Here is a 2,384-nt window from a genome sequence, read left to right as displayed (position 1 = left end):
TGGCCCCAAGCTGGCACGCACCATCCGCCAGCAAAGCTATCCTTTGCAGGGCGCAAGTCTCAAAGTAGCCAGTCTGGTCTACAGCCGCGCCAGCAAAGTAGTAGACGCCCATGATCGCGGCGTTCTCATCCGATCCAAGGACGGTTTTTTTCTTGCCATTCCCATTGGCCTTGCCGCCAACATGCGCGGCCCGCAAAACAAACGCATCACACCTGGCGGTTTTGAGCGGCGCACCGGCATTCGCTTGCACTTTGTCTATCGGCGCGAGCAGCCCTCGCTGCTGGTGGCAGAGGATGCCCGCTTTACCAAGCGCGGGCGCATCGGCAAGAAAGGTGGCCGGCGGCGTAAGGACGGTATCTTAACTGGCGCACAGACCATCCCGGTGTTCCTGCTGGTACCTCAAGTCAAACTCAAGAAGCGCTTGGATTTGGACAGAGACACCAATCACTGGGCAAGCCGCCTGCCCGGCCTTATCGTTGCCAACTGGAAGGATCAATGATGAACTCCAGCACCTCTGAGCAAGTGCTGAGCGCTTTGTTCGAGATGCTGCAAAGCAACATACCTGAAGGCGTTAAACTTTTGCGCAATGAAGCTTATCCCGAGCGTGTTCCTGCAGCAGGCATTTTGATCCTGCGCGATGGCGATCCAGGTGAGCCGGAAGTCACGCTCTCACCACCCTCGTATCTTTATGAACACCGCGCCGAAGTGGATCTGCTGGTTGAGGCCCGTGAAGCTGAAGCGCGGGACGCTGCCTTTGATGCACTGAAACAGACAGTAGGTGCTGCCATTGCAGCTGACCGCAATCTGGGCGGTCTGTGCGATTACGTGGAGGCCGAAGCTCCAGCGTCCATTGATCTGGCGCTTGAGGGAACCGAAGCCCTCAAGGCTGCAACCATCACCATCAAACTCATCTACGCCTCCTCCGATCCCCTTGCATAGAAAGGACGACCCATGGCCCGTGCCCGAGGTGCCCGCTCTGTTTTAGCTGCTGCCTTTGAAACAACCTATGGCACCGCCCCAGCTGCGGGCTCATATTGGAAGCTGCCCTTTGCCAGTTCCAACCTTGGCAGTGAGCAGCCCTTGCTGGAAAGCGAGCTTCTGGGTCAGGGCCGAGATCCCTATCCACCGGTCAAAGACGCCATTACAACAGAAGGCGATATCAGCGTGCCCATTGATGCGCGCTATCTTGGCATCTGGCTAAAGGCGCTGTTCGGAGAATCTGAGACAACGGGTTCTGCAACGCCCTACTCGCATGAGTTTCAAAGTGGCAAGTGGGACCTGCCCAGTCTTGCCATTGAGGTGGGCCTGCCGGATGTACCCTACTTTGCTATGAACACCGGATGCAGGGCCAACTCCATCAACTGGACCATGCAGCGCTCAGGATTGGTAACGGCCACCCTCAACCTGATTGCTCAGGGCGAGGTTACTGGCACAACTTCTAGTACAGGAGATCTGGAGCAGCTGCCGCTGAAGCGGTTTGGTTCGTTTAGCGGCTCCATCCTACGCAATGATGTCCAACTCGGCAATATCACCTCCGGCCAGATCACCTACACCAACAATCTGGAACCCGTTGAGACCATCCGCGGCGATGGCATGATTGAGGGCGCAGATCCGGCTATGGCCATGCTGTCCGGCACCATTGATGTGCGCTTTGCTGACCAGACTTTACTGTCTCAAGCCCTTTCTGGCGATCCGTGCAAACTGAGTTTCCGCTATGCGCTGGGCAATGACACCAGCTTTGAGCTTGTTGCCCATGCGGTCTATCTGCCCAAGCCCAAACTTGTCATTGAAGGGCCCGGCGGTGTTCAGGTGAGCTTTGCCTGGCAAGCGGCCCGTGATGAGGTGCTGGGCCGAATGGCAACAGCTACGCTTAAAAACGATGTTGCTTCCTATGACAACCCATCCGCTTAAGGAGCTGCCATGCGCCTTGATCTTAGTTTAGAGCCCAAATGGTATGATCTCATCCCGGAAGCTGGCATTCGGGTGCTGGCCGATCCAGCTGTCACCGACATCATGGATGCCGCCCGTGAGGATGAGCGATTGACAGCCCTTGCCGGCGACGAGCCTCTATCTGAGGTGATCGAGCCCGGCAAAGCCACTAAGCTTGCCCGTGTTCTTTCTCTAGTCGTTGCCCAGCAAGTCATTCGTGACTGGGAAGGTGTGGAAGAAGAGGCTGGTGTTAAGGCAAAGTTGACACCTGACCACATCGAAGCATTTCTGAACCACCCACAAGTTGCCGATGCCTGGCTGCTTTACTACATGCAATATTGGCTTCAGGTAGACAAAGATATACTTGAAGAAAAAAACATCTCTGCGCCCTTGCTGAGTGGCACTTCAGCGGCGGCGCAGAGTATTGCAGCGCGTGCTCCAGTAAATGCAAAGAC

Annotated in this window: 4 protein-coding genes; all 4 read left to right on the top strand. The window is 56.1% G+C overall.

The window, feature by feature from the left end:
• A partial coding sequence (locus PPL9_RS20980) for a DUF6441 family protein (RefSeq protein WP_057464517.1) occupies positions 1–499 on the top strand: 499 nt, incomplete at its 5' end.
• Positions 496–939, top strand: a complete 444-nt coding sequence (locus tag PPL9_RS20975; RefSeq protein ID WP_152986782.1) for an acyl-CoA transferase — start codon at positions 496–498, stop codon at positions 937–939. The genes PPL9_RS20980 and PPL9_RS20975, both read left to right, overlap by 4 nt.
• 12 nt (positions 940–951) lie before the next feature.
• Positions 952–1,911, top strand: coding sequence for a phage tail tube protein (locus tag PPL9_RS20970; protein ID WP_057464513.1), 960 nt, complete (start codon positions 952–954; stop codon positions 1,909–1,911).
• 9 nt (positions 1,912–1,920) lie between these two features.
• Positions 1,921–2,384: hypothetical protein (locus tag PPL9_RS32520; RefSeq protein WP_057464511.1), on the top strand; the 464-nt coding region annotated here is incomplete at its 3' end.

It is taken from the genome of Pseudovibrio sp. POLY-S9 (assembly GCF_001431305.1).
Classification (GTDB): Bacteria; Pseudomonadota; Alphaproteobacteria; order Rhizobiales; family Stappiaceae; genus Pseudovibrio.
Note: the sequence above shows the minus strand (reverse complement) of the source record. Positions and strands in the feature narration are given on the sequence as shown.

What these genes read in the sequence shown, in the direction of transcription:
- PPL9_RS20970 (WP_057464513.1), top strand. Translation starts at nt 952, where the DNA reads ATGGCCCGTGCCCGAGGTGCCCGCTCTGTTTTAGCTGCTGCCTTTGAA.
- PPL9_RS20975 (WP_152986782.1), top strand. Translation starts at nt 496, where the DNA reads ATGATGAACTCCAGCACCTCTGAGCAAGTGCTGAGCGCTTTGTTCGAG.